We start from the raw sequence: 26,297 nt of genomic DNA on the forward strand, positions 1-26,297 counted from the left end.
CCCGGCAGTCCCGGCCTTTGAATGGCATTATAGATCAGGAGGGGTTGATAGAGGGGAATGGCACGTTGGTGAATGTCGGCAGCCCGCTCTGTCAATCCCCTGAGAATGGCGGAAGTACCAATAGGTACTTGGGCAAGCATTGATTCTTGTAGGGGTTGATATACAAAGAAATTACATTTGAGGATGTTCACTGTATGCTCTGTCAGTCCTACAAGGGCACTGGAAGTGCTAAGGGAGAATTTATTGCGAATTAGCGGAGGTAAACATACCTTAGTTTCTTTCGAGTAGGTCCGGGTTCCGATCCGGCCTTGTATTGCTTTACCGTCAAATGAAGGCAATGTCCGTCACCACCTATCCCATGTATACCGCAACTTTTGGGCCAGCGAAGTTACTATAACCACTCCCAGCAGGCTGAGGGCTGAGCGCATACACCGTGTAGGCTTTACCCCCTACATTCACGATGTCCCCCTGACCGACTCCGATCGGTGGAATATGGTAAATATCAGGAAGCTCTCCACGTGCCCCATCTACCGCATTAGCCAGCACTTGAGGAAATACATTATAATCCCCTCCAGGGCCTGGGTTTGCAGGAACCAGTGTGGAATACGACTTGTAAAGAGAACTCGCTGTGCCTCCTGAAGAATCTTTTATCGCCCGGAAGCCATCTTCTGGAGACTTATAACTTGTGCCAATTGAAAAGCCGTTGGTTACCGAAGTTTCCGGTTTGTAGGGAGAAATACGTCCGGCGAAAGCCATTACAGATAGACCCGTTGTAGAATTGGCATCCCCTGCCACCCAAAGAAAAATCCGGTCTGCCAGTACAGACATATGATAGTCAATCAGTCCGTTAGTATCCACAGCAGCGGTGTGAAACTGAACTAACCTACTTACTGCTATAGAGGGGGAAGGAACACTGCCATCCGTAGAAGACATGTTATCTGATATCGTCATTTTCACAGTATTTCCCGTGGCACTCTTACTGGTATCCGGTTCGATTTTCAAGTACATCTTTTCATTTCCGGAAGAGCCGACAGATTTCACGACAAGCATAGTAGCACTCTCAAATACTACAGTCCATGAGCCATCGCTAATGCTTTTAAAATTCGCCACCAAAAAGCTGAACAGTAGATTGATTTTGATCTTTTTGCTGAAAAAAGCCATATTATCACCGCCTCCCTTTATATTTTGACGAGGATCGCCCGCTGGGGTTTATCGCTACTGGTATGAAGAACCGCAGTATCAAAGAAATACCATCTACCTTGAGTAGTTGCACCATTTGACTGCGCTCCAGAAGTTTGGAAATTCGAAGGAGGTATCTGATCCACAACATGAAATATATAGTACTTATCATTTCCAACTGAAAGCACTGAACCATCCGGATAGGCAGTTCCATCCCTAAAGCAGACGGTGTACATATCGAAAAACTCACCACGGACACCCTCGGCATTATCGTAAATATAAAAAGGAGAGATGAAAAAACGCCCTCCTACTCCTGGGGATACAAGCTGGCTGTTAGTTGTAAAATTGTAGATGTGGTTCTTTGTCCCGTTCCTTGATCTTCTTACAAATCCCCGACCTACATTTTTGGATCCATTGGCATAGGCTGTGTAATCAGAACTATTATTTCCAACAGGGAAGTGAGTGAACAGCCCTACAAAATCATTTGCAATCAGGGGGTCTTCTGATTCATAGGGCTTTAATCTGCCCGCGTATAGCCGTAATGGATACTGGTCGGCTGTTCCGTCCCCCTCTCCGTTTAAATATATAAAGTTATTCGTTGTAAGAACTGTAAGCTGAAAATAAGATATATTACTTACATTTGATGCTGTTATAGGCGTAGACGCATAAACACCTGGATACTGGGCATCTCTGACTATATCGGCAACAATAGTTCCTGCTTCGGATTCATAAAAACCGGGCTGAATAAAATGATTGTTGAAAGAGTTGACGTTAAGCATAAAGTACAAGGAAGGATCCATCTTATTTTTAAATATCATACTTCCACGGTTTATACTACTAAAAGGCTTTGGCACAATATCAGAGTACGAAACTGACCAGTAAGGATCGTCTGCCATAGCGGTTACAACTGTGCTAGCCAGGTTGTAAATATATACCCTGCCTAAATTATATCTATTAGGTGCTGCCATTTTTTCACTCCTTACAATTTTCTTGATATTACACGTACAACGTTGAAGGAAGCATCGTACTGAAATGTTCTTCGGATAGTGACATTCCCCTGGGTCACACTTTCTGTCAGAACCCGGCCGCTTACATAAGTGTAAGCTACTTCTCTCAACAGGGACGGTTCACTGCCAGCACTGTATGTCCGCTCCGTTTTTATGGATTGGTCTTCGTTATATTCATACTTAATATCTACATCCACTGATTCTGATGGAGACTCCGCATCCCCATCCCCGACACCAAGACAGATAAAGGTTATCCGCTGATCCATAGGAATACTTTCGTTAAACTTAATCTTGGTCGTGCTTATTTCGTGATAATCCTCCTGCGAGGACATTAGAATACCTTCCGCGAACACAAGCAATGAGTGATTTCCAACGGTGTACGCGGGGACTGTAAAATCTGTCTGTGGAGAGGTTCGGGTTCCTGGAGCTGACTCATAGCGGTATTTCAGGCCTCCGTAGCCTCCGGTCCCCCCTCCTCCAGAGCCGCCAGTTGAGTTCTCCTGAATATAAATTAATCGGGCATCCAAGCTGTTGAAATCTTTTCGTGCGGCATCAAGCTCCGAAAGGGCGGCATCAATCTCAGCATGTGTATGAGTGCCTTTATTCAGCAACTGGTTATGGTCTGTAACTTTGCTATTCATTCCGGTACGCGTAAAGCGAACGGCCAACTTATTCACCCCCACCCGCCTGTTGTTTTATATACGAGCTACTGCTTAGTTAATATAGGTCGAGATCATACTTATCCCAAAATTAACATCAGAGATTCCCTTCGAGGCCATGGAGTCGGTAATCCGGCGCACTCGTAGCCAGAATGGAGTAACTGTACCTGCAGCAATTGAAGGATAATCAAGAACAGCATATTTCACAGCGGGTTCCCCGTTAATATCCCGGTACAGATCCGCCAGCTTCATATCCGCCGGGGTCCCGTCCGGCCAAGTAATGTTGATTTTCACGCTCTTGATTGTACCGCTGGCCATATTGTTGCGGATCAATATTCGAAAATCCTTATAGTCCTGCGTCGTAGACTGCACGTACCCTAAGAATTTCTCCATATTTTCGATTAAGGGCAGTTCATTGCCACTCCCGTCAATCAGGTACAGATCAGCGTTAGGTTCAAAATTATATTCGTCACCTGCCCAGATCTGCTGCACTTCAGTACTGGTAAAGGTGTTATTCTCAGGCAGCCTGACAACGAACTTCCCGGTAAAGGGTAGCTGCACCCCCGATACGTCCAGTTCCGCCTCAGACATTCCAGTGCGGCAAATGGCGGAGGAGATAACTTTTCCCGCCTGAACCAGCTCGACATGACTGCCCTCTATGAGTCCAGACACCTTTATTTTAGTTGAATGAAATATCCGAACTTCTTCCACATCCATACTCTCTTCGCCCATCAAATAAAGGCCAACCTTAGGCGCTGCCACATCAAACTGATCTGTACCTTCAACATTCCAGTTTACTCCATCCTCAGACCAATACGCACTATATGCGTTATACCTGCGAACCAGCCGCATCCACGGGTAGGACCGAGCTGTGCCTTCAACTTCATCGTAGTACTCTTCCATATCGAGCCGGTCCTCGGCAGTTCCGAACACCGTAAGCCCACCCAGATTATTTTTGGCGGATGGATTGTATAGATTTTTCAGATCAATCACAAACTCTTCAGTCGCAGTAAGCGGAGAAAAGAATGCGAACAGAGGATCAACACCAGACTTTAACCGCAGTGCATTCCCAAGCAGCTCATAACGTGATGTGTCGTTCGGGGATACCTCCCATCTTTCATCTAAGGACACCGCCTCGAACGTATCCCGGTAAATCAATCCGCTCTTCTTGAGCGCCACGACACCCATAACAGAGTCCTCCTTACGTAAACAGCCATATTTTTCTACCAATCGAGCAAGCCTTTGGTCTGTCCTGCCACAATTTCAGCAGGCATTTTATGAGCTCCTCAACACATTTGTCCCCTCCTCCTTTTTCGCAGTACGGTGTAACGCGTACCCTATCACAAATCCAGTTCGTTAGTTGCAGGAGATCAATATCACAATAGTCCCAGCTATACCCGCTGCCAAGCTCTGTGAACTCCCACTTAAACTCATGGGCCCCTTTAGAGACTGGATACGAGACCTCATAAAAACCGCCTTGATTTGTGTACGTGTCTACTAGTGTGCTGTCTATAAAAAACTCCAGCTTCCCCTTGAACGGATCAGGGACAAAAACCCAATTTTCGTAGGCTGTAAAGTCAAGTAGTTTGAAAGTAGTCATATAATGCTTCCCAGTCACAGTACTGATCTGTCCACCCTGCTCTGTCTCAACTTCAACTCTATACTTAGAGTAGGGTGAAAAGGGTAGTTTACTAACAAGGAATGAATCCAGTCCTCCACCAATGAAGTCAGTACTGTACACCATAGTTCCTGCCTCGTTGTATACCCTGACGTGTATCTTGCTTGTATAACACCCTCCCATCCAGATCGGTTTATGGTTAATAGCCTGAAAGTCTGTAATTTGTGCATAGGATGGCATAATAATACTTTTATCCACTAGTTTGTACTTTCCTTTGTACAGAGAAGCACTATCCCCGCTGCATCCGGCCAAGAAACGCATTGAGATTTCATAGGTCCTAACTGTTTCGGTGCTATTACCTAATTTCACAGCCACTTGCTGCTGCACTGGTGAACTGTAGACCTGCTGGGAAATAAGACTGCCTCCACTTGTAACCACCACATCAAGCCCAGTACCTGGGCAGACGGTGCGGTTAGACTGATAGAGTTTGATGACATCAATCCAGCAATACGAACCATCAGTTGCGGGTAGTGGAACAGGGGGGATGCTAGGGGAAGGCGGGTACGGGCTGTTGCCTGGGGAGTAAAAGCTCCCGTTCTTATCCCGGCAATAGGGGAACCAGGTTTCGGAGAACCAGCCGGAGCTGAGCTGCATGCTCCCTCCCTTGCCGTTCAATCCTCCAGTTGTCCCTTCTCCCTTGAGCAGAGTATATCTCACTTGATAGGCACGCCCCGGCTGCAAGCTGCCAAAGGACACTATTATATCCCGGCTTGCTGCACCTTCTGTTCCGTATGTGTGTGATTCCACCAAAGATCCATTTGAGATATCAAGGAGATCAACTCTTACGCTTGTATCGTCTACACGATTAGGTATTGTTGAGGGGGCTGTTGAACCTGTAAGATTAAAATTTTTAAATGCTGCATAGTATGGAAAATCATTAATGTCCTTGTCGTAGTCTGCGATGGCATCATACATCTTGAAATAGACATAGTAGTAACCTGGAGGAACACTTTTCTTAATGAGGGGAACGGACAATGCTTTATTCCAGACCGTAATATCTTTATAGGAATCCTTTGGTCCTATATTTTCCAATAGTTGATAGACTTGGTTACTCTTTGTAGCCTCTCCCCCGACAGGGACAATGTGTACACTGAATTCTCCCCGATGATCTGTATCACGCCCCGATTTATTTCTGTTATCCGATGAGAGATGGCCCCCTGTCGCGTCAACCAGATACGCCAGTAAATCAAAGGTGATATTGATCCACCCGTGGGTATAAAAGGAAGCAGTGGCCCAGCCTGAACCCTCTCCGGGGTCTACCCCTGTAATATTTAAGCAGTAATACCCATTACCTTCGAACAAATTTCCGTTCGGGTCGTTTTTACGGGAAATACCAACAGATAGTTGCTTAATCCGGCTTGCCTGAGGTATATCCTTCCCAGCCTGAATGGTCAGCTTTTCGTAGAAACTCACGTCCGCATAGCTGTTAAAAGAGAAGTTTCGCGTTATGGTTGCTCCGTTGGTGCTTGATGCCTGCTCCTGCTGTGATAAAGGAGTGTTGAAATGTGTGCCTCCGCTGCGCATCCGTGAGTGACGATCTGTTAGTAAAGTCCAGTCGCTTTGACCATATACAATAGGCTGTTTAAAGGAGCCTGCAAGGTAGCTCACCTCTCCTGAATCGGGAGCTCCGGTTCCTTCGGCTTCGGGATCAATGAATGTTGTTCCTCCAAGGTATTGATATATCCACTGGTACGTGTGGTTACCCGCTTTGACCGGAACTTTTACGGTGTTTCCTGTGGTACTGGTTTCAGTCTTGGCATCAGCCCAGACTACATTCCCATCGATGGTAAGAACTAGACTTTCTTTTAGCCCGAATTTCCCTCCATACTCAAATTCAAGGACTCCATCGTTCGTTAAAGGAACACCGGAAAGCGTGATAGTGTTGGGAGAGTTGTCCTTTCCTACAACCTTGTACACCCCGTCCCCTTTATCTGGGTCAGCATAATCGAGGATGTCTTTCCACTTCCAATGGGGAGTCATGCTGATTCTTGGATCATACTTGCCATCACTTTTGTTAAAATCCTCTTCGAAAATAGATGCGTCCGGATTCTCATTCACGGGAGCGGTGAGCTGAAGCATCTCTTCCATCTCGAAAGAAGCCCCTGGATTCAGGGTGACCGTGTAATTGATTTGGTTCCCATCCTGGCTTGTGAAGGTTCCAGCATTGCTCATCTCCCAGTTTCGTGTAATCGCGAACTCACTTCCAAACGGGCCCCTTTTGGTATATGATTTCCCCTGCGTTGCTGAACCATAGCTGTAATCAAGATTTGTAGTGGCAGTGATCCCTTCTTCAGTGTAGGTATCTGTAATCCGAAAAGAAATAAAGCGCTGACCCTGATTTAACGGGATATAAATGTTTTGTCCAGAGTTCGTGTTCCCGGATTCAAACACAACTTTCTGGTCAACCAGAACCTCAAGCCGTTCTGTAGGTCGTAGTGAGTGATCAAAACTAAACTCAAACCAGCCGTCATCTTCCAGGTAGAGAACCGTCTGGAGAGCACCACTTCCTTCAGTAGGATTGTCAATGCGGTAAGTACTGTTTATTTCCTGCCAGTGAAGATTACCACTCTGACTCCAGTTTGCGGTTTCGATCGTCTGAAGTACGGAGTCCTCATAGTGGTCAATTTCAAGAGGGGGGCAGACCATTTCAATTGTGCCGCGGGCATCTACTGTACACCCTTCCCCAACCACTAGAGAATAAGCGATCTTCGCTTGATTCGCCTGCGTAATGGAGCTGGTTCCATTCAAAGTCCACGACGGGTCGTGTGCTGCCGAAACTGAACTGCCCCGCTTCCCCTGACTGTACTGAAAGTGATCTTTTAGGTTGTCGGAAAACATCCAGTAATGCTCGCTGGCCACCTCAGGCTGTGCAGTGCCCATTCTGTAAGCAAAACGAACAGTACCGTCACATTCATTGTCCAGGTGGTAAAGGAGGGTCCGGGCTCTGTTTTCGTCTGTAACCACTCCGTTAAAATGGGTTTTCACCACACTGCTCTTTGAGCGGGTGATCCATTCGAAGCCCGGTATACCGTAAGCCTCAGAACCCATGGTGTCAAAGTCAGGCGGGGTATCTCCGCCCAGGCTGCGGATCACTTCAATGCATTTCACATCTTTGATATAGACAGCATCCTGTCCGAACCGATCCCCGACCTGCTTACGTACTAGCCAGTCGAACTTATACGTTTGTCCAGGAGCCACATTAAATTTCACTTCCTGCCACCCGGTCCCGTCAGACCATTCCCCGCCCACCTGGTTATTATTTATAAAAAAGTTAAGTCCGTTACCGTTCGCTGCGCTAGCCCAGTATTTAAACGAGATATATCCCATACGCTTCCAGCGCCAGTTGAAAGTAACTTTAGAAGAATTGCCAGGGAGCAACTGCTTGAGGGCTATTTTCATTATATTTTCATTTCCCTTAGTCTCGTTCGAACCCACAGAATGGACAATTTCCCACTCCTGATCCTCGACAGATGAAACATAGCGAAAAAGTCCATGGAAATCGTCAGACTTAGGCAGTGCTGTCATATCAAACAGTGTGCGCTCCACGTCATTCCCGTCAAAGTGATTAAAATAATCTGCGTTGAATGGGAAATAAAACGGGGCCGGGCATGTAGGGAGAGTCGTATTGTGGGCAAGTTCAGGGTCCTGCGCTTCCTCCAAAATGTGCCTTATGCAGTCTTTAATTAACAATAAAGCCCGCTGATAATCACTCCGGTTGGGGTCAACCTGCTGCTTCACCCACCACGCAAGCCGTTTGTACATATTCCAAAGAGCTTCACGACAGCGAACGTTAGAGTACCAGGTCTTATCCCGAAGGTACTGTTCAATAATCTGGTCAATAACAGATTCCAGGGAATCCAGATTCACCGTCTGCCAGCGCCCTATTTGTCCTTTTCCCGGATCACCAATAACGGGATTAACCTCCCCCGGTTCTCTCGTGCCTACTCTTGGTCTATTTGGACTTGCTGGGTTGTCCGGGTGATTAGGGTCGTTAATATTGTTCACTAGCGATGCCTTCATCCGCCCGAAGGACACTTGCCCCTGCCCCTTCGTGAAAATACCAAATGTTGATTTCAATACCTGCACCTCTAATCTGTAAAATCATATTGAAGCCGCCCGCTAACGGACAGTTTGATCCTCGAACCTTCGACAGAAACCTGAAATTTATACCACTTGCCTTTCTCCCAGGCAAAAGGGTTCATAGGTGCCCCTATCTGCTGCTGGTTGCCATCCACTACCTTGTAGAGCTGCATAGGGCGACTCATCCCAAGCGTTCCGTCTATATCGCCGCCATGGATTACAAACATATAGTAGTTTTGCGGGTTAATGTACCGGAACAAAATCCCTGCTGCATGATCCCCTTGTTCCGCTCCCACCCTAAAATCCGCCTCAAACATGTAGTCTGTGTGGGAAAAATCGTTTCGGTATAGTCCTGTCAGGGATTCCAGTTGCTGCTCACATATAAACAACCCCTGATTCTTATCCCTGCTCCAAGCTGTGCCACTCTGATTGTCGAATCGAATCCAGTCATCCTGACCGAGTTCCAGCGTATTCAGGTCTTCTACCCAAGGATAATAGGGGTTTGACGGATCATGCGGATCATAGTCTTCTGGCACCCCATAGCCCCCCGTCCACTCTTCCGGGTCCATACCGTTTTCTAATACATCGTTATTGTAGTCGTACACAAGTCCTTGTCCCTCGGTCTGGATAGCCTCCATGAAGGCTTGCTTAATTCTCTCGGTAGCCGTTAGCTCTTGATTAAAAGTACTGTCCTTCAGTTTCTTTACGGCTGCCAGGTAATCCTCAATGATAGATTCAGCAGCCTCTTTCGTACCGGTAATGACGCTTAATAGCTCGGTATAATGTTCCCGTTTGTCAGCGATAAGTACATCGTGATAATAGGACGGCTGGGCTTCAGGCTCTGCGTGCTTGTCTTCCTCAAGCATGGCCGGAAATGGCTCTACTCTCCCTACAATATCCTCAAACAACTCCGCTGCTTCCGAAGGTCTAACTGCAAACATGTGCTCTTCCAAGAAAGCTTGATGAAATGCGAGACGCATATACCCCAGCAGGCCATCTCCAAGCGAACTTCCGTGTTCACTCATTCGGGCTGCTTCGTAGTACATCTCTGCGATAAATCCTGCCCGATCCTGATGTTCTCCGAAAATATACCCAGAAGCCAGATAGCTTAGACGCTCCTGAAGTTCTGCAAGCATGGACTCTTCAGTAGCAGCAGCCCTTGACACCTGACTTCCTGATGCTCCCTCACCTGTTTGTGCTGGACGCTTTTCCTGTTGCCCGAGAGTCCCTCTCTCCAAGTGCTCCGCAGGCCGCTCTTCTTGTTGAGCAAAGATGGATTCTAGGGCATCTAAGGCAGGACGGATATCCGGTCGTACTCCTTCCAGTCCTACAGCCACCTCTGACGGTTTAGTGGAACGATCCATCTCTGCAGTATCCAGCATATCGCCAGAACGAATGGGTTCTGTTCCCTGGATAGCTTCCTCGTAGTGTGATATTCGTTTTTCGAGACGCCCCTGTTTGGAATCATCTCTTTCAGAAGGCCTTCCTTCCTGCTTCCCGGTGTCCCCGGCGCTTAATTCGGATGGCCTCTGGGGTTTACCGGCAATCTTCCCTTCTTCAAAATGGGTGAGGCGGCCGGGCTGCGCCCCTTCGGTGTGAACACCTAGATAAGAAGGGTCAGGTTCAAAATATCCAAAAGGATTTTGGACCTGGATAATAGCGGGGCGCAGCATATCATCCGCCAGCAGTGCCTCAGACAAATCAGCAGAAAGACGTTCCTTATCGAAGTGCTGACCTTCCTCAACGTGACCAGGCTTCTCCATCCCGGATGCCAACTCTTCTACTGGCGCTTCTAAGGCGCTTCTAAGCTTATCCCGATCTGCGAAGCCGACATCAAATACAAGCAGACCGTTATGGGCCTGATCGGTAGCAAACACGACTTTGGATTCCATAAGAGCATCCAGGCGGCCTCTTGCTCCTACCAGAAAATCCGGAGACATTAACTCTGCAGCCCTCTCCTTGTTAGCCCACTGCAATGCATAATCAAACAGAGAGTGGCTGTCATGCAGGCGGTCCGCAAACATCATCGGATCGAAGAAATCAGAGAAGAATCCTTTCCAGGCAAAAATAACATCCAGAATTGTGCTCATGAATTCCCGGTCAATGATGCCTACATCCAGATCCTCCGGCAGTATTCCCCACTTGTCTCCTTCACGAAGTTCACTAAAAAAGCGTTCAAATTCCTCGACCATATCCCCTGCACGTGGAATCGCAATACCATTTGCAAAAGTAGGTGAATCTGTAAGCTCAGCGAGAGGTATACCTCCCTGACGCACCTTCGCTCCAGCAATTCCCCCAGACACGTAGAGGTCTTTTTCTTTTTTGAAGCTATTTAGTGTGTCTGTTAAATGAACAGGTATAGCACTTGACCTATTGCCTTCGATTGCACGGGCGAGGGCTACAAGCTGCTGCGGGTTTTTGCTGCTTATAATGGAGCGAGCGAGTTTTGTTTTCAGTTCAATTGATTTTGATGCCAGTTCATCATGTGAGAGTTGAAGCTTACGGATTTGACCATAACCCGCCTCCAAGTTCTGAGACAGATATAAGTCTGCTGAATTTCGCTGAGCCTGTCCAAACTCACGAATAACCTGAACGACCACTTTACGGTTCAGCTCTGCCTGCTCCAAGGAAGTCAGGTGAAGTGCCAGATCCACTGAACGTTTACCAGAACCTGTCGTATGCCGATAGATCCGGCCATCCCAGTTGCGCGACCCTAAGGCTCCCCCTCCACGGATCGCTGAGCGATTAATATTTTTCATTCCCCCTTGCACGCTTCGCTCCAACGCGAGAAGTGCATCGTGCTTGCGGGTAGCAACCGAGTGAACGAAGAATCCACAATCCTTCAGCACATTCCTCGCAGCCTGCCGGATACGTAGGGTATAGGTTTGAAACGATATGTCTCGTTCGGCTTCTCCACGTTCTCGTATTACATGTGCAGCATGATTGATATTCCGACTGCCCACTATATTATCAATGAAGCGGCGGGTGATAACCTCAGCCTCACGCTGAGCTTGAACTTCTTTTGCTAAATGCGCTTTATATTGTCTTGTTTTGATTTCCGCCCAGTGATAGTCCTTATGGACAATAGCTTCACTAATTGCATCATCTCTATCTGCGGAAAAGACGTTCGGAACTTTTGATGTGGAATGATTATCTCCAATGCGGGCACCTTTAATCCTGTTATAATCGACTATAGTGCGTGGATCATTAACACGCCCAGCCAACATTTGGCGGGTAGTAACCGGAGCTGCATCCCAGGTAAACAGCCGTTTCCCTTCTTCCCGGTCACTTAGTACGTTCCCTATCCAATTAATAATGCGGCTGCTTAACAAGTAGTCACGATTCACAGCGCCATCCCAGTTGAACATCCGGCGCCCCATTAAACGCTCTGTGTTAACCCGCAGGTCGAAAATATTGCTCCGTTTAGCCTCAAATCTCTCACGCATAATTGTTCCTTGGGGCGTATATGGACGGAACGCTGCTTCAATCTGCAGATCAACGAGTAGATCATGATTATCTACGCGAAAGGCCAGATCCTTCATCTGCAGCCGCTCAAGATCGGAGACAGCGACACGATTGGATATAAAAATACTACGAAACACATTAAAGTCCCAATCAATGGGACGCTCAGCCCATAGTTCATTCAATGGTTGCAGGCTTTCAGATATTTTGGGGAGAATGGTTCCAGGCAGACCGTCCTTAAACATAGAACTTCCATAATCGTCGCGATTGCCTATAGCATCCAATAGGATATATCCCTCTCGGTTGTGCTCATTTACACTAGCTTCTGTACTGAACAGATGATCGGCTTTCCGGCTGTTCTCACTCAGCTTAGCAACACTCAGGTCAGTAAGCTCTCCGGCTCGTTCGGGCATTTTTGCCTGCATATTCCTTAGAAAGAAAGCCATTCTTTTATCATGCGTGGCGTGCGCTGCTTGCATCAGTTCAGCAGGCCGATTAGGCTCTTGCCCAAAAATAACTATTCCATTCTCAATCCCAGCCAGATCATCGCGAACAGCCTGTGAAATCTGCTGCTGCAACAGAGCTGGAACTTCTTTTCGTGTAGCCATAAGGAAATCCAGCATTAACACGCTGTTGTATCTTCCGAACGGAACATAGACAAAAAAGTACGGCTGGATGGCTGGCGGCAGAGTGGTTGCCTTTAGGATGTATCCGGTCTTGGATATTGCATAGTCGGATACTTTGAAGCTGTATTGTTGGCTAGGCATAATATCCTCCGTCCTAAGAAAAAAGGGAAATCCAGAGGGCTGTCTGAAATTTCCCTATAAGCACTTATACGATTTGATTGGGTAATCTTTTAATAACGAACTTCCTTCAGAAAAGCGATCCCCATCTGAACATTCGCTGATTTTTTCATAAAATGGTTTTCGGTGTTGTGATCGAAGTAACGATAGACCTCCTGCTTCCAGGCCTTTCCTTCTGTATTTTCAGGGATATCCACAATCAGTTCATCCAGATGAAGAATATTATTCTTCGAAACAGCAATACAGTAGTCCAGGCTGCCGCGGTACCCGTCAAACGGGTGAACAATATAAATCGGAGAAAGATGATATTTCTTAGTCCAAGAAGAGGCGTTGAAACCCTGCGGCTCTAGTTTCAGGCCTGTGTCACCTATTTGAGTATCAACAAATGCTTTTCCCGGTCCCGGAGCTTGAGTAATAAAAGACGCAAAGTGCTGCTGGAATTTGATTCCTGATCTCGTCTTAAACATTTGAAGGGTATTGTTTCCATAGCTGGTATATGCGCCAAAGTTATAAGGTGCCCCCGGAACGGTACTTGGTTCGTTGGTTACTGATCCACCGGTTACCATGATATTGCCATCCACATCATCCTCGTTATATTTAAACGGCTTCAGCGCTCCAATATAAACGAAAGACTTCCGATAATCATCAAAGTTTACCGCCGGATCACCAACGATGACCATCGCCAGCCGATTATTCATCACGTTCATATATAGATACACCGGTTTATCATGGGTACGGTCCGTCGCAGGGCTTGCATCCTGCTTTGCCCATTCAATATTGACAGGCTGTCCTGCCTCTCCGAAGGTAGCTGAACCGCCGGTACCTGTTTTATTAAAAAGAACCTGTACAACCATTGAGCTATGCTTTGCAGAAGCTCCGAATCCACTGTTAGTGAATTTAACATAGAACTCACGGGTCAGCGCATTGATCTTGCTCGTTCCCTTTAGAACTAACTCTTTAATCTTGCCGGTTGCTACGTCTACAACTTCTGATTCGAGGGCCCAAGTGTTAGTAACCGCAGTTTCTCCTGCCGTTGCATTGAAGGGGTATGATGCTCCGATCACCTGTGATTTGATCGTATCCAGTAATTCACGGGAAGTGGTAATCGTTTCAGCGTACTTAAAATTTGCCATGCGGGGAGTCCTCCTTAGAATGGGAAATGTAAAGCGGGGAGAAGAAAGGGTGTTGTTTAGCAGTTTGTTACTTTACTTCTTTCAGAATCGCAATAGAACATTCATCAGGGTTAGCAGAGAATTTCAAAAAATTAATGGGGGAATTCACACTGAAAAACTTATAGACTTCCGTCCAGGTTCCTTTGGAATGGTCCGCCGGGTCTTTCCACTCTTCAGTGTCTACAATCAGCTCATCCTTGTTAATTAAGTTAAAATCATTGATGGCTACAACACCATCCATGTAACCGCGATACCCTTCGTACTGATGTACCAGGTAGACAGGACTGGCATGGTAACGCTTGGTCCAAACCGATGCCTGGAAGAAGTTTTTAGTCTTATCAAGGATTAGTTTAGACAGATCGGAAGGGATACTACCAACTCCACTGTAGGAGGGAAGCTGTGTGATAAATGCGGGGTAGTAGGATTGGTACATAACATTTGAGGCCGTTCTGAACATAGAGAAGGAATACATTCCGTTCGAGGTATTTCGCCCAAATCCGGCATAGGCAGGGTTCTGGTCTACACGAATGTCAGCAATGGTAAAGCCGGACTTTTCCACAGTCATGTCACCCATGCCTACAGTCACCCCGAAGTTACCCGCATAGTCTGTATCATTGAACGGAATAATCCGTCCGATGTATCCAAAACTACGGTAATAGCCTTCAATATCGGGAGCCGGATCTCCTTCGAGGACCAGAGCCACCCGGTTGTTATTGACAGACAGCCAATAGTTCACTCCATAGTCCGGGCGTCGCTTCTTATTGGCAAGCCAGCTTACAGTACTATTTGCCCCAAAGAAAAAATGAGCCGGTGGACTGGTAACTTGGGTTGTTCCGTCGTAGTCATACAGCCACTCTATATACGCAGGGGTATATTTACCCTCAGATGTATTAGGGTCATTCCACTTCAGATAAGCTAAATGAGCTTCTACCTGACTCGTAACTGTAGCTACTTGGTTTATCTTTACTGTGGCTATATCACAAGCCAAATTATATGTGCTGAGCGAACTCCCCGCAGCTTCGACCACTTTAAAGTTCCCACCGTAGTACACATCAAAATAGTTAAATTGCTGCGCAGGCATTTTCAGCATCACATAGAAGTCTTTTGCCGCCTGTTCCTCTGGAGGCTTTTTGACCGACTTTAGCACCACTGTCGTATCTGAATAATGTGTTAGATCAGCCTTATATGTGAGTTGGTCGAACCTGTAGGGTGAAGCAAAGGATGGGTTTACAGAACCAAAATTATAATTGATGTACAGATAGATATTAAGCTGACCATTTGCCAAAAAGGAATCATAATCCGAGGGCATCGGAGCTACGATCTTAAAGTCCTGCCACCGGGCATGGTCGGTAAAATTAGAACCCTTACTATATCCCTGTTTTACAATGTAACACGCTTTTTTAGATGCTCTAGTCGCATCATCTACGTTAACTACAAGTAAATCAGCGACAGGCCGCACTACAGGCAAGTTTGTATCAGGGTCCGTATATGCAACCTTTGTCACAAGCAATTTCCTGCCTGTTGGAGTATTGCTATAGTTAATAGTGTTGACCTCTTTTACGTATCCGTCGGAATCTACAAGTGAAGCTTCCGAAGCCGGATTCTTCACTCCCGTCAAGTCACTCAACTTATACACCGGATACTTTTTTCCATCCGTGTGCAGATACATTCCCGCCGTAGACGGTGTGCTTACAGGTGTATAAGTTACCCATTTGTCTTGAACAGAACGATAGGCTTCAGACCAACCGTTTTCTTCGTCATTCGGCAGTTTAGCATTTACAATTTGATTTGAAAGCTCAAAGACAATCTTGTCTGCATTTGCGCTGCCCTCAACCCAAGCAACTCTATTACTTGGCATCTTACACACCCCTCCTTATTTACGCAAAAACTTCACGTTGTACCAGACTTGCTTCGCGGAGCCGCTGAGATTGTGGTACTCGAACTTGATCTCGGCGTTGTCCGGGAGTGGATAAACGATCCCGAAGGAATTGCCCATGGACACACTCTCCGGCAGCTCCTTGGTGTACACTGTCTCGCATATCTTATCTCCATTGACAGTCAGCTCCCAGAAATCTCCGATGCAATATTCGCTAGCCGCAAAGGCCACGGACAGAAACTCTGTTGCATAAGGAAGACTGTACGTGTCCTCATAGATCTTCGCCACACCCGTCACATCAATCATTCTCCCGCGTATAAAGGGCCGGGTGAATTTACTAAAGTGCGGATAAGGCAGCTCGCGGACTTTATCAATCGTGCCTCCTGCCGGGTGTGTGATTTGAAAAGACATTCTGCTTCACCCCCTCCTATATACGCGTTAAGGTTGTCCCTTTTAAGTGTCCGCTTTCCTCATCATAGTTTAGACCGATAATTAAATTCTCTAGCGTTGCCCCCGCCGGATTCTTGCGGACCACGTTCACTGCTCCCAGCCGCCAGACCGTGTAGTATTCCCAGTCTGCATGCTCCGAGTCCACGTTAACAGGAACCCCTGCCATATCATCACCGCACCCAAACGTCATATAAATATCAGTAACATACCCTGATTCATAGAGCATGTGGGCCCCGGTAACCTTCTCTGCGTCAAGAGGGTGTTCTCGGATCAGCAGGACAGAAGGAGTGCCTGCAAACGGATCGGCAGCCGTTGTATTCGTAGCAGCCTTCTTTGTCTCCGCCTTGATCAGATCCATAATCGGGTAAATTAAATAGTCGTTGGCTACACCGGCCATTAGAGAATAGCCCCCTCTCCGCTCGACCAGGTTAGGTCGATGATTTGCAGATAGCCATTCTCGACGGAGAACGATGATCTGATCCCTTTAATAGTGTAGACACTTCTTGTCGTTGTATTGCGGTCGGAGATGTATACTCTATCCATTACTTCCAGCGCAGGATTTCCCGGAACAGAGATTTGGAGGGTACGACATATACATTTATTGTCAAAGAAAAATCTTTCAGCAATCTTACGCTTCTCCACCTCACTTTTGGCATACGGAACATTAAGGACGGCTGTCCGGACCTCACCCTTGAGTTCCAGCAGGATCTCCGTATCTACAAAGTGCATATATTTCCCTTCATCATCAAACACAGCAAGATGGCTGCGGCCCCGGCTCCAGTCGGTAGACTTCTCCAAGGAAACCAGGTTGTCATATTCGGTGAACTGTCCGGCGATGGGTTTGTTCATATTAATCATTTCCAGGCGATATGTCCCGTAACGGTCACAGTAAGAACGGTAGTTGGTATCCTTGGTAATTTCCGAAATGGCATCCCCAGCTTTACTCTCGAAGGCCTCGAACTCCTTGCCATACTCCTCTATATAAGGGTTAAGCCAGCCATTCGGTGTCAAGACAGCATTAATGTCCACCTCTTCAAACTCGCCTTCCTTATTCGGGACAGCACGAATAACTTTACCAGAAGCTTGGCTAGTACTGATGAAATACGATTCCTCAATCACATAGTCAGGATAGTGGATATCGTTTGGAGCTTGACGCCAGCCGGTCATTCCAGCAGAAACAATCAGATCTGTCACGACTGCGGATTTCAGCCATGCGGCCTTTAGATCATCTGGTCCCGTACCTGTTGCTGCAGTTGTGGAAGACGTAGTCTGCGGATATGCCGGTATATCAGCAAAGGGTGAAGGGTCAGCCACATAACTCTGATAAATACTCCATACCGGATTTGGCCAGTTCGTGTCTTTAGACCATTGATAGCTTCCCTTGTCTCCTCCCCGCCAGAAGTATTTCACGTCTTCAAGCGAGTTGATCCTCCAACCGCGGCTTTTTAACGCCTCTGCATAGCGTTTGGCTCCAAAATACAGTTGCTTGTTAATCCCCGCATATTCCGGTTGCTTGGCTGAGCCACTGGGTACACCATATCCCAGAATATAGCTTCCGCCGGACTCCCGGCCCGCTCCTGCCGTACCCATATTCGTTTCATGCTTTGCAATAGCCAGCAAGAAGAGGTAATCTACAGCAGCCCCCTTGAAGTTGGGGTGTTTGGCATTGTACTTAGCCCTCGCCACAATTTCTTCAAAGCGGGAACCACTGTATCCGTCGGTCACACTGCCTGCGTCCGTTACTTTCGTTTCCGTTTTTTTAGTGTCCAGCACACTCACCTTAGGATAGGCTTTATCCTCCAGCAGCACATGATTCAGTACTTTTTTATACATATCCCTGCATGTAATGGTCAGCTGATGGTCTTCTGCCACGCCATCCACTTTGTCAATTAGCCCTGTAAAGACACGAATAAAATTCTGACCATACCCGTAATAAATACGCACTGGCGTATTCTCAGAAAGAACGCCTACATGATAACCATTTATATAGTAGCTCCAAGGGGACTCCTGATACATTTCAGGGAAATAGAAAGGGTTATAGTCGGGGGAATAGTATCCATCGGGGTTCGAAATGACAATTCGGGCTTCATGCGACTCCATCTCAAGCTGATCATCTATATCAACCGAAATAATATTATCCAGAACCAGTGTATCCATATACACGAACTGGCCCACCTGCAAGGAGTTCTCTTTCTTCACTTCATTGAAGACAATAGACTCGATTTCAGCGGTCTCATAGTATCCGTTTTTCTGCGCAGGATCCGCAGCGGACAGCTTGTCCGTGTTCACGCCGCCTTTCACTTCATTAATCCTTATATCATTCAGGCCCAGCTTGCAGCTGACCCCGCCATACCATAGAACCTCGACTTTGATGGTGTAAGTTCCGGCTGGAAAGGGGACATCTTCAACAGATTCTATAGAACTCCCGGCATCGAATTTCTTAACCTTCACCTGCAGCTGTGTATTGAAATAAATATTGAGCTCCAGACCTTCCGTCACATTGCTGAAATACCCGACTTTTAGAAGACAATCCTTCGCCGATTCAAACTCGATGTCGAACGAACACGAACGCGGGGCATTCACCTTCTTGGCTACAAAATCGTAAACCAGGTAACTGTCATAACTTGGCCTTTGCATATACTGTATAGAGCTTAGGTTAACCGCATCGGGGCTTATATTTTTGATACCCGGGACATTAATCCATTGTTTATCCTTAAATTGCTGATTGAACACCTGCGCCCCTACGGTTCCTTTAATCGTTGCTCCGTTGGTGAGACCTCCACCTGTATTCGTCGAGGAAATGAACATTTTGGAGGTGCCTTCCAGGTACGGCTGCGGATTCTTAGGATCATTATTTACTCTGATTTCAAAATGGAGATGAGCCCCCTTGCCTTTCGACCGGTCAGAGCTAGGGTCGTCATAATTCCCTTGAACATCCTTTCCTCCAGACATCACATGTCCCGTATTCCCGGAAAGCCCAATCGTATCGCCCTGCTGGACTACGCTGCCTACCCGGACAAGGATCTCACTAAGGTGGGCGTACCGGGTCATTACGCCATTGTCATGCTGCACATCAACATAATAGCCATATCCGGTATAGGGTTTGTTATGATTGGTTGCTGACACACGTCCAGACCATACTGCGACAACCGTCTCTCCCACGGATGCACCTATATCAATACCGGTATGCATTTTCCCATTTCTCATGCCGAATTTACTGGTGATATCGTCCGGGGAGAAAGACCCCCGGGCTGGAACTGGCGGCACGATAGCCTGATAGTTCACCAGCGTTTGTCCCGCTGATCCCTCTTCAATGAACGTCTGCTGAAGACTCACTTCTTTTGACGCCTCTCCGGTCACAAAGGAAATCTCTTCTGTTCGTCCAGGAATAAAGGCCATGCGGTCTACTTCAACCCGGCACACGGGTTTCGCATATTCTCCGAGCTTTAAACGATCAGCCAGAAGCCTTTGCATTTCTTCGGTCACATACTGCATCTTTATCCCCCTTACTCATTTAAAACGTTCAATGCACCATTTTCTGAACCGGTTAAGAAATGTTACAGCCTGGGCCCGGTTTAAGAGTGTGGATGGCAGAAAATAAGGCTTCTTCTGTCCTTCCGAAACCGCATCCATCGGTGTGTACATGTTATCCACTACAGGATTTCCATTCACAAACCGGGAGAGCTCATAGCCTTCAATTAAATACCGGCCATCCTGAAAGGTTTCACCTTCCATAGAAAGCACCGGCTCCGCCCACCAGGACCCATTTGGTACCCGTCCATCTACGGTGATCGTCTCTTTAGTTTCATTGTTATATAGTGCGGTAAGTGTACCCACATCCAGAAATCTAGTAGATACCTTTTTTTCGTAGTAAAAATATATAGTAGTTCCTGCTGGCTGCGGGTTCACAAAAGTAATGGTATGGTTGTCCGTCTCTTGATAGTTCACATCTTTAGTGAGCAGTACACCATTGCGTTTGACCTTCAGCAGCCCCTGGCCTGCCGGGTATGTGCCATTCAACCGGAAGCGCCGCTGCCCCTCCTCGGCATACATGTATTGATCCAGCTTGGCAGTTGGGGCATCAATATCACTAAATCGGCTATACAGCGTCTTGCGCACTCTATCGATTAAGGTGAAGGCCTCTCCCCGGGTGATGTATGCGTTGGGGAAAAAACGGTCATTACGCCAAGTCATTCCGGCTGTCGCCTTGAACTCTCCACCCTTCAGCTGGTAGTACCCGTCTTTAAAAACAATATAGTCAAATTTGCAGGTCACACCATTCAGATTATAGGGGAGATAGATACAGGCATTGGGGGCGGGGGATACCATATAGGAATCCGTTTTGTTTCCAAGATATTTAGCGACAAGCGCGCTGGGTACACTTACTCCCCACAGCTCTTCATCAATTACAATTCGCTTCAAGGGTCGTCCGAACGCATAACAATATTCCTGATAGCTTCTGTTGAACGGGTCCCAGACGTAATCCTCCCCATTATCCAGCACATGCTTCGGATGCCCGAATCCTGACCAGCTTGTCGGGTCCTGCGGACGGCCAAAACGGTCTGTAAGAACTTTTCCCTGGCTGACAAATGACACGATAGACCCTTTGCGCGGGGCACTATAGAATTCAATCAGAGTCGCTGTTGCCGAAGGATTGCTTACCTTTTTATATACGGTCTGCACACCATCTACATATACAAATAGTGGATTTGCCGGAGTGGGAACGATTTTCTTCGAGAGCGTAAATAGCTTTTTCCCCTCTGAACCGCTCTGTTCTTCGTACAAATAGGGGGCATCAGCCATAAACATTCCATACTCAATCCCGGAAATCATAGGATTCCCATCTTCCAGATCAATCCCGGACGCTTCCATAACCTCGTTGTAGAACCAATCATTTGGGGTAACATCTACCCAAGTCGCCATCTCAGCTCACCTCACTTATAGTATAGAACGGAAAAGAGAATAGCCTGCAGGCTACTCTCTCAACATCCGTTCGACGAACCGCCGGGTCCGGTTTAAAAAGGAAACAAATTCTGCCCGGGTAATATAGCCGTTCGGCCTGAAGTAAAGGACCGGAGTGCCGTCTGCTTGTACCACCGTAACCAGCCCTGCGTCAGCCATTTCTTCTATATCCGTTTCGGCCCAGTGACCCTCAGTATCCTGATATTCAAAACGGTGCTTCTTGTCATACCCGTCCTTCTTGATCAGCACTAGCTCAATCACGCACTTATATCCCCTGTTGCGGTCTTGATTACTGTCCAAACCGTTATTGAGCCATACTGGCGAGGGGTTGATGCTTTCCAGCGATCCCAAATACAGAACTCCGCGTTCATCATAAAACTTGTGGGTCCAGCCGCAGTAGGTAAGATAATTATTGTAAGCCTCTTTATCTTTGAAGAGCAGGCTCAATTGAACCTTGTAGCTAGAAATGCCCATCTGGTGAAAATGGCTCGGAGCATTTATGATCTTGATCTCTTTAAGCGATAATTGCGGACTTGGCGGGGCATAGGGTTCTACGATCTTAGCGTCTACTTCTGTGAAATTCAGTCCTGATTCTACGAACAACCGCTTCCTATAGCGATCATTTGCTGTTCCAAAAGGATACTGTGCAGGCATTGTCTCTCCCCCTATCTATGATTGTATTGCATCCCTGTCTTTACCTGCTGCGAGAGCTCGCGAGAGACATTGACGTTGGCATTCTTAACGATGCCTGCCACCTGATTGCCTACAGCCGTCCAATCCTGCTGTCCGTTAACATTCGCCTGAATGGTGACATTCACATCTCCAGAACCAAAGGATACCTGCTTGGCTGTCCCTTCACTCACCTTCATTTCGTAATAACTCATGGCCTGTACGCCATCTGGAAGATTGAATGTGGATTTCCCTTGCAGCAGGCTATTTTTAATGTCTACCAGATTATTCTTCTGCTGAACCTCCAGCTCCTTAATTTGCTCCAGTATTTTATTACGCTGAGTTTCGTTATCCTTATTTTTATCCAGCAGGCTATGCAAATCGCCCAGGGTGATGCCAATCCGAGAGTTAGTATCCTGAGCCATCGCGTTCTGAATCTGTTTGACTCCATTTGAGTCTTCTCTGGCGCCTGAAAGAATAGCATCACTTCTCTTCATGCTCCAGTCCGCATTTGAAATCTTCAAGTCATGATTAAGCTGCCCCATGATGTCATTGAACTCACCATCAGCGCTCATCTGGTAGTCTTGAAGTTTCAGTGAAGAGATTTGTCCCTGTATATTAGCAATCTGAGCGTCTATTTCGTTATAGGAGTCTGAACCCGCTGGCTGCCGGTCGCGTTTGGCGATTAAGCCCTCATCAATGATTTTCCCGTCCGCATTTTTCGTTCCATTTAGGATACCGTCCAGCATTTCAATATTCTTTTTAAAGTACGTTTCGAAGAGCGCACGCATTTCTGCGGAATCCTCCCGAACGCCGGACATGACAAGCTTGGCGTAGCTTTCATCATGGGTTGCCTGAATTTTTGCGGTTTCGTTTTGCTGGAGACTCATCGTTCTGGACATCATCGATTGTGCGTCCTCATACCTGACAGCCTGATTACGATCAGAATACTCTGTATCGTCCTTCTTACTATCTACATTCGAATCAAGCGGATCATCCGCCTTCTTTGGTTTTTCCTCAACCTTTTTGGTTACTTTCTCAGAGTCTGCATTCCCTTTAAACTTTTGCTCCAGCGCTTTAGTAAGATCTTTTCCCTTTTTTCCGCTAAACGAAATTTTCAGAGCGTCCGCATATTCCGTCCATTTAACCCCGGTGCCACCGAAGATTTGATTAATCCCGCCTCGGATACCGCCATCCAGAATCATTTCACCAATACCAAAAGCTTTCGTCAAAAAATTACCGTCGCCGATTGTTTGGGCCTTCTTCTGCAGATCAACCCGCCCGCTTGCATCTTGCTTTGCCCTTTCTTCTTTAGTCATGCTGAGCGGAGCAACAACATCACTATAAAAGTCCATTGCGGTTTCAACTGCCGAGATCAATGGAACCTTCTTCAGCCCGATCTTCAGCCCCTTACCCACCGTTGAAGCAAGCTTTCCAAACTTCCCGGCTTTAGAGAATAGCTTCCCGGCTCCTTTGGTCAGGCCTGCCAGCTTTCCTACAATTCCCCTCCTGCCCCCGCCAGATCCGCCTCTTCTACCTCCTCTTCTACCTCTATTAGAGCCACTCGAGCCACTTCTTCTCCCCCCGCTATGATCCTCATCCGTGCTGCCCGAACCGCTTCTTCTGCCACCGTTATCTTCCTCATCCGAGCCGCCAGAGCCGCTTCTTCTGCCACCGTTATCTTCCTCATCCTCATCCTCATACCAGTCATCGTTGAAAAATTCCTGGACTTCCTTTGCTACATCATAGGCGGACTTTTCATCCTCATCCTCATCCTTGTCCTTGTCCTTGTCCTTGTCCTTGTCCTTGTCTTTGCCTTTGCCTTTGCCTTTGTCTCCGGAGGCTGACTTACTTTCAGTTTCAGTCGCCTGCCCTGGGGCAGTCCCTGAATTTTGCAGTCTACCCGTACGCTCTAAGCGGGCTAAAGCGTCTATATAATTTTGAATATCACCTGTATCTTGGAACTCTTTATTAAGCTGTACCATGTCATTAATGAACTGCTTGATACGTTGATCTGAATGGCCTGCACTGGAACTAACCCGCCTCAGCTCTTCTTCAAATTTCCGGGCATTCATGGTCCCGCTGATTAATTCCCCGGATATCCTTGCTATGCTGTTAACCAGCAAATCTCCATCCTGCCTGTCAACCCTCATGGCGGTGTCCAGCAGTTCCATCCGGGTGTTTACGGAGTCGGCCTGATGATCCATCTCTTTCATTTGGCGGATAAGCATTGTCAGTGTGCGTTCCAAATGCTGTGCTTCTAAGTCCAGCCTTGGATCAACCGATTGAGCCCACACGAGACTCCGCCGGGTCTGATCGATATCCCATTGCTTCTTGTTCATCCGGCGGTTAACATCTATATGCTCTTCAGAACCATATTTACCACTTCGTTCGATCTCAGCCCGCTGCAGTTTATGCTGTTCATACTCCTCACGCTGGGTGCCAAGCTTGTCGTTTAAGTGGCCGACACTCAGAACGCTGCGCTTACTGTTTACGAGATCGAGCCGTTTTTGTACAGCCGTAATGTGATTTTGCAGATCGGCCTTCGGAGCCTGCTGAGCAGCAGATCCCTGCCCACCTTTCCCGGAACTCGAAATCTCCTCAGTAGAAAATCCGGCATGGCTGCGGATTACATCTAAAAAGGCAATAATCCTCGAGCTTACGGCTTGGAACTCTTCCTTCAGATGATCAAATATCCCTTGTGTTGAAACCTCCCACATCGTCTTTAGCTTCTGATCCTGGAATTCATAGGTCAGCATACTCTCTGCAAGCATCTGATTGGATTGATCCGCAGTCCATTGCTTGTCCTGCAATTTCTCTGCAACCTTTGCAGCGCCACCCACTGCCTGGACACTTGGAGCTTTATTGACCCGCGTCATGTCTTCTAATAGAGCCGTAGCTGCACCGGAGTCATTCCCTAATTTGCTGGCATAGTTCTGTTGAACATAATCAAGGTCATTCGCATCGAGTCTATCCATGACATCTGTAATCCCCAACAGCATGTCCATTTCAGATTTTTGCGATTTCCCTATTTCCCCATTCACATTCTGGCTTCCGCTCCAGGGATCGAGAGTCTTAAATCCCGTCCGCTGAGACATCTCTTCAAATTTTTTGGAGGAAGAATCATCCAGAGGGTCCAGCATATTCATAAAGAACGCCTTACCTGGATCTCCTGTCCTGCTTAGAATTGAGGGATACATCGAAGACACAGCAATAGAGTCGGCCATCGTCTGCCGCTTGTCTTCATTAGATCCATTGAATGCAGGGGCGGTATTTGCAGATTTTTGCATTTCGAGCAGATCACTTATTTGAGTAAAAGCTAATTTTGAACCTGCCACCATCATATTGGCGGCATCCTCAACACCTGCTGCGTCAAGTTCCCACTTTGCAGCTATAGAAGCAAGACCACTTGCGGCCTGTTGGATATCCATGCCTCCAATATTTTTCAGCTTGGCAGCCTGTGCTGCAATCTGCTGTGCTTCAAGCGGATCAGTTGCAGCCGTAGTCGCATACCGGTAGGCCACAGCGGCATCTTCCACAGGCAGTCCATAGGCAAGTGCCATATTTTGAACCGGCTTCTCTGGTGAATTCGGAAGCCCCCCGCCCTTCGTCTTAAGGTTTATAGCTGCCTGTGCCATTTGATATTCAAACGCTTTATTGGCTTCATATCCCATAGAGAGCAGCAGAGATGCACCATTGTCATAAGAATCCCCCAGGATATTTTGCATAGCGTTCATAACAGCGGACATTAATTTTTGACTTTGGTCAGCCAGAATCTTCACGGCAGTGTTCAGCTCACCGCTCATGTATTCAGGCTTCCGCTGTGGTCCCAAGGAATCCCGCCCGGACTGAGGGTACCCGCCTAGCTGAATGTCAGCAGCAGCGTTACCGAAGCTCACCGGCACAGCTTGCAGCTCGTTCAATGCTTTGGCAAGCTCGGTAAATTGAATATCCAGCAGCGTTCTGACCTTATCTGTGAGGGTTTGTTGCAGAGCTTCCATCCTCTGGGTCAAAAAAATAGCCGGGGAGTCATCTGGTGCAGCCTCAACACCGTCTATGCTGCTACTCATCCCCTTTATCTTATCAACCATTGCTTCCAGTCTTCGGCCAACGGTATCTACTGCTCCCGCTTCCTTGGAGATATCGCCCAAAGAAGCAACGAGTGCATCCACCTGCTCAGCATATGAGGCGGTCTGTCTTGCAAGAGAACCCATTTTGAGCAGAATTTCCGCTTCTAACGAATTACTTTGCTCCTGATTATGATCAGATGCCATAGTTCATCCCTCCCCTTATCAAATAA

Annotated in this window: 14 protein-coding genes; all 14 read right to left on the bottom strand. The window is 47.2% G+C overall.

Annotation, left to right across the window (positions count from 1 at the left end; genetic code table 11):
- Nucleotides 1–351: 351 nt before the first annotated feature.
- Complete coding sequence (locus A3849_RS13600; protein ID WP_074111908.1) at nucleotides 352–1,161, bottom strand: hypothetical protein; 810 nt, start codon at nucleotides 1,159–1,161, stop codon at nucleotides 352–354.
- A 17-nt stretch (nucleotides 1,162–1,178) separates the two neighbouring features.
- The gene (locus A3849_RS13605) at nucleotides 1,179–2,147 is read right to left on the bottom strand and encodes a hypothetical protein (RefSeq protein ID WP_074111909.1); all 969 of its coding nucleotides are present in this window, start codon (nucleotides 2,145–2,147) and stop codon (nucleotides 1,179–1,181) included.
- A gap of 11 nt (nucleotides 2,148–2,158) precedes the next feature.
- Nucleotides 2,159–2,863, bottom strand: a complete 705-nt coding sequence (locus tag A3849_RS13610; RefSeq protein ID WP_143191812.1) for a hypothetical protein — start codon at nucleotides 2,861–2,863, stop codon at nucleotides 2,159–2,161.
- 36 nt (nucleotides 2,864–2,899) lie between these two features.
- Nucleotides 2,900–4,033, bottom strand: a complete 1,134-nt coding sequence (locus A3849_RS13615; RefSeq protein ID WP_074111911.1) for a hypothetical protein — start codon at nucleotides 4,031–4,033, stop codon at nucleotides 2,900–2,902.
- 13 nt (nucleotides 4,034–4,046) lie between these two features.
- Nucleotides 4,047–8,600 carry a hypothetical protein gene (locus A3849_RS13620; RefSeq protein ID WP_083613496.1) on the bottom strand — a complete coding sequence of 1,518 codons (4,554 nt, stop codon included), beginning with the start codon at nucleotides 8,598–8,600 and terminating at the stop codon, nucleotides 4,047–4,049.
- A gap of 11 nt (nucleotides 8,601–8,611) precedes the next feature.
- Nucleotides 8,612–12,832, bottom strand: coding sequence for a hypothetical protein (locus A3849_RS13625; RefSeq protein WP_074111912.1), 4,221 nt, complete (start codon nucleotides 12,830–12,832; stop codon nucleotides 8,612–8,614).
- 89 nt (nucleotides 12,833–12,921) lie between these two features.
- Entirely contained in the window at nucleotides 12,922–14,001 is a 1,080-nt protein-coding gene (locus A3849_RS13630) for a hypothetical protein (protein WP_074111913.1), read from the bottom strand.
- Between the two features lie 67 nt (nucleotides 14,002–14,068).
- Nucleotides 14,069–15,898, bottom strand: coding sequence for a hypothetical protein (locus tag A3849_RS13635; protein ID WP_074111914.1), 1,830 nt, complete (start codon nucleotides 15,896–15,898; stop codon nucleotides 14,069–14,071).
- A 15-nt stretch (nucleotides 15,899–15,913) separates the two neighbouring features.
- On the bottom strand, nucleotides 15,914–16,327 hold the full coding sequence (locus A3849_RS13640) for a hypothetical protein (protein ID WP_074111915.1): 414 nt from the start codon (nucleotides 16,325–16,327) through the stop codon (nucleotides 15,914–15,916).
- 16 nt (nucleotides 16,328–16,343) lie between these two features.
- The gene (locus A3849_RS13645) at nucleotides 16,344–16,763 is read right to left on the bottom strand and encodes a hypothetical protein (RefSeq protein ID WP_074111916.1); all 420 of its coding nucleotides are present in this window, start codon (nucleotides 16,761–16,763) and stop codon (nucleotides 16,344–16,346) included.
- The gene (locus A3849_RS13650) at nucleotides 16,763–19,861 is read right to left on the bottom strand and encodes a M23 family metallopeptidase (protein WP_074111917.1); all 3,099 of its coding nucleotides are present in this window, start codon (nucleotides 19,859–19,861) and stop codon (nucleotides 16,763–16,765) included. The genes A3849_RS13645 and A3849_RS13650 overlap by 1 nt, the downstream gene beginning before the upstream one ends.
- A gap of 15 nt (nucleotides 19,862–19,876) precedes the next feature.
- Nucleotides 19,877–21,289: a hypothetical protein gene (locus tag A3849_RS13655; RefSeq protein ID WP_074111918.1), complete on the bottom strand. Its 1,413-nt coding sequence runs from the start codon at nucleotides 21,287–21,289 to the stop codon at nucleotides 19,877–19,879.
- A 51-nt stretch (nucleotides 21,290–21,340) separates the two neighbouring features.
- On the bottom strand, nucleotides 21,341–21,982 hold the full coding sequence (locus A3849_RS13660; RefSeq protein WP_074111919.1) for an S-layer homology domain-containing protein: 642 nt from the start codon (nucleotides 21,980–21,982) through the stop codon (nucleotides 21,341–21,343).
- An 11-nt stretch (nucleotides 21,983–21,993) separates the two neighbouring features.
- Complete coding sequence (locus A3849_RS13665; protein WP_074111920.1) at nucleotides 21,994–26,271, bottom strand: hypothetical protein; 4,278 nt, start codon at nucleotides 26,269–26,271, stop codon at nucleotides 21,994–21,996.
- Between the last annotated feature and the right edge of the window lie 26 nt (nucleotides 26,272–26,297).

The sequence above is a fragment of the Paenibacillus sp. P46E genome, from assembly GCF_001909095.1.
Taxonomy (GTDB): Bacteria; Bacillota; Bacilli; order Paenibacillales; family Paenibacillaceae; genus Paenibacillus_AQ; species Paenibacillus_AQ helianthi.

What these genes read in the sequence shown, in the direction of transcription:
- A3849_RS13600 (WP_074111908.1), bottom strand. Translation starts at nt 1,161, where the DNA reads ATGGCTTTTTTCAGCAAAAAGATCAAAATCAATCTACTGTTCAGCTTT.
- A3849_RS13665 (WP_074111920.1), bottom strand. Translation starts at nt 26,271, where the DNA reads ATGGCATCTGATCATAATCAGGAGCAAAGTAATTCGTTAGAAGCGGAA.
- A3849_RS13640 (WP_074111915.1), bottom strand. Translation starts at nt 16,327, where the DNA reads ATGTCTTTTCAAATCACACACCCGGCAGGAGGCACGATTGATAAAGTC.
- A3849_RS13625 (WP_074111912.1), bottom strand. Translation starts at nt 12,832, where the DNA reads ATGCCTAGCCAACAATACAGCTTCAAAGTATCCGACTATGCAATATCC.
- A3849_RS13660 (WP_074111919.1), bottom strand. Translation starts at nt 21,982, where the DNA reads ATGCCTGCACAGTATCCTTTTGGAACAGCAAATGATCGCTATAGGAAG.
- A3849_RS13645 (WP_074111916.1), bottom strand. Translation starts at nt 16,763, where the DNA reads ATGGCCGGTGTAGCCAACGACTATTTAATTTACCCGATTATGGATCTG.
- A3849_RS13630 (WP_074111913.1), bottom strand. Translation starts at nt 14,001, where the DNA reads ATGGCAAATTTTAAGTACGCTGAAACGATTACCACTTCCCGTGAATTA.
- A3849_RS13655 (WP_074111918.1), bottom strand. Translation starts at nt 21,289, where the DNA reads ATGGCGACTTGGGTAGATGTTACCCCAAATGATTGGTTCTACAACGAG.
- A3849_RS13650 (WP_074111917.1), bottom strand. Translation starts at nt 19,861, where the DNA reads ATGCAGTATGTGACCGAAGAAATGCAAAGGCTTCTGGCTGATCGTTTA.
- A3849_RS13615 (WP_074111911.1), bottom strand. Translation starts at nt 4,033, where the DNA reads ATGGGTGTCGTGGCGCTCAAGAAGAGCGGATTGATTTACCGGGATACG.
- A3849_RS13605 (WP_074111909.1), bottom strand. Translation starts at nt 2,147, where the DNA reads ATGGCAGCACCTAATAGATATAATTTAGGCAGGGTATATATTTACAAC.
- A3849_RS13635 (WP_074111914.1), bottom strand. Translation starts at nt 15,898, where the DNA reads ATGCCAAGTAATAGAGTTGCTTGGGTTGAGGGCAGCGCAAATGCAGAC.